Genomic DNA, 2,323 nt, shown 5'->3' with positions numbered 1-2,323 from the left:
CAATAACCCTACAGTGGCCGTCAAGTTTTCGTGGATTAGGGCTTACTCCCCCGTAATGGCCGCTTGCGCCTCGTAGCGCTCAAACCCCATGTTGTTGACCAGCCGGTCAACCAGCGCATCAGCAGCGCGGGCGGTCGTTATCGACACCACATGCGCATAGGACTTGCCCAACTCCGCTTGCTGGCGTTGTCGTGCGTAGGGCATTCGCAGCACGCGACCAAGCAACTGCTCCACATCTTTGCCGCTTTTCATATCCTGCAAGCTGCACAGCACATAGGCAAACGGACAGTCCCAGCCTTCCTTCAGCGCCTTGACGGTGATGACGAAACGAATCGCACAGGTCGGCTCTGACAAAACAATGCCGTCAAGCTCCTTTTGCTCACCCGTGGCCACTGCTATTTGTTTGCGGTTCAGCTTTTCGCCGTCTGCACTGGTCAAGTGTGCCAGCAGCGTTGCCACATTCGCTTCACCATTGACATCCTCTGCCTGAAACAGCAGAACCGGGCGGATGTAATCGGCCTCCTTCGCCGCGAAGATTTCCAGCCGGTCACGGGTCAGGACGGCATCACGAACGGCATCTTTCCAGCCGGTTTTATGCTCCATCAACACGATGGGCAGCTTGATCATTTCCTCATTGGCCAGTGCCTGCGCTCCCACATGAAAAATCACATTGCTGTCTGGCATGGGTGTCGCCGTCAGCTCGATCAGGCAGGCCGGATGCAACTCGCGCAGCGTGCGAAACGCCTGTTCAGTGCGGTTGTTGTGCGCCTCGTCCACGATGACGATCGGCTGGTGCAGCGTCAACCAATTGGCCAGCGATGCTTTAACCCGGCCTAAATCTGCAACGGTCAAATACGGTTGTGCCGCAATGTCAGCCTCCAGCACCCGGTCAAGTCGGTTTTCCTGTTGCGGGGTCAGCGCCTGAAAATGCGGGGCCAGCGATTCATCAAACGAATACACCGTGCGAATTGTCTTGTCCTTGACGTTGAAAGACTGGATCGTGGCTACGATGACAATGGCTGAACTGCCCACTTCCTGCGGCCCCACAGTCGCCAGATCATCCAACGCGCAAACCCGAACACGTTCACCAAAATGCTGCGTCAATGCCTCGCAGCACGGGTTGCGCGGCGTGGTCAAAGCGGTCAGCGTCTGGCTACGAATGGCATCCGACGGCACCAGCCACAAAGCCACAGGTGCAGCAGCATCCAGCAGCGTCTTGCCCACAAGGGCGACAGCGTGCGCTGCCAGAAAGGTCTTGCCGCCGCCAGTGGGAATACGCACACACACGGCTGGCACATCGCCCAGCGCCGCCGGATCATATTTGGCCTGCCAACTCTGGCCGCTTTTGTCGTGCAGTGGGGCACAGGTACGCCATGCAGCATCGAGGTCAGACGTGCGCAACTTGAAAAAGAAGGCGTCGAGCGCTGTCAGTGCCTTTTGTTGGTAGTCTTTGAGGGCAAACATGGTCAACGCGCCTTGATGTCGTAGGGGATTTGATTGAACGTGATACCCGCCTCACGCAAGCGAGCCTCGCCCAGGCGCGTGGTTTCACCATAGATCACGCGCGGCCCGGTGTGGGAAAACAGAGTGTCCAAATGTGCCAGCACGCTGGCGGTCAGCACATTGCCGCCGGTCGGTCGGCGGTCACCCAGAATGCCGTTGTAAAGCAACACGTAGGCAGTGCCTTCATGCACGCCCAGCAATGGCGAATCAAAGGTTTGTCGTGCCGGTTCGCCGGTCTCGAAGTGCCAGATGTAGGCAGCCAACGCCCCAAAGCGAACAGCCGGGTGAATGCCGCCGTCGGCATCGAATACCGGGTCGCCCAGAGTGTGAAAGCGGAACCCTCCGCCACCTGCCCAACCGACGCTAGCGCTTATGCCGCCTTGTTCTCCTGCGATCACTTTTTCAAGGCGTGGCAAGCAGTGGGTCTTGGCGTGCTCGCCCATTTCGATGCCAATCCAGCGGCGGCCCATTTTGTGGGCGACCGCCGCTGTCGTTCCACTGCCGAGGAAGCTGTCGAGGACAAGGTCGCCGGGGTTGGTGGCAAGTTGAAGGATTCGCTGAAGAAGACGTTCAGGTTTTGGGGTCGAAAATATTCCAATGCTTGACTCCCCCAGCAACTCCTTTGCTTCACGTGTCGCTTCTCTGTTTTCACCGACCTCTTCATATGGCCACCACGTCCACGGAACAACTGTTTGCGCAGATTCCACCCAAAATTTCTTTCGTTGCGCCATCCCATTCCCGTCTCGCCCGAAATAAATTCGATTGTGGGGGAGTAAGCCCTAATCCACGAAAACTTGACGGCCACTGTAGGGTTATTGTG

Annotated in this window: 2 protein-coding genes; both read right to left on the bottom strand. The window is 57.6% G+C overall.

All coding sequences use genetic code 11. From position 1 onward, the window contains the following. Positions 1-42: 42 nt before the first annotated feature. Complete coding sequence (locus tag ACOYNV_RS27610; RefSeq protein ID WP_422903028.1) at positions 43-1,464, bottom strand: DEAD/DEAH box helicase; 1,422 nt, start codon at positions 1,462-1,464, stop codon at positions 43-45. A gap of 2 nt (positions 1,465-1,466) precedes the next feature. Beyond that, on the bottom strand, positions 1,467-2,210 hold the full coding sequence (locus ACOYNV_RS27605; RefSeq protein WP_422903027.1) for a DNA methyltransferase: 744 nt from the start codon (positions 2,208-2,210) through the stop codon (positions 1,467-1,469). Positions 2,211-2,323 lie beyond the last annotated feature (113 nt).

Origin of the sequence: Propionivibrio sp. (genome assembly GCF_049316945.1) — a bacterium.
GTDB lineage: Bacteria > Pseudomonadota > Gammaproteobacteria > Burkholderiales > Rhodocyclaceae > Propionivibrio.
The sequence above is the reverse complement of the archived record's forward strand: the minus strand, read 5'-3'. Positions and strand labels throughout refer to the sequence as shown.

Coding starts and splice junctions, on each gene's coding strand:
- ACOYNV_RS27610 (WP_422903028.1), bottom strand. CDS start 1,464: ATGTTTGCCCTCAAAGACTACCAACAAAAGGCACTGACAGCGCTCGAC.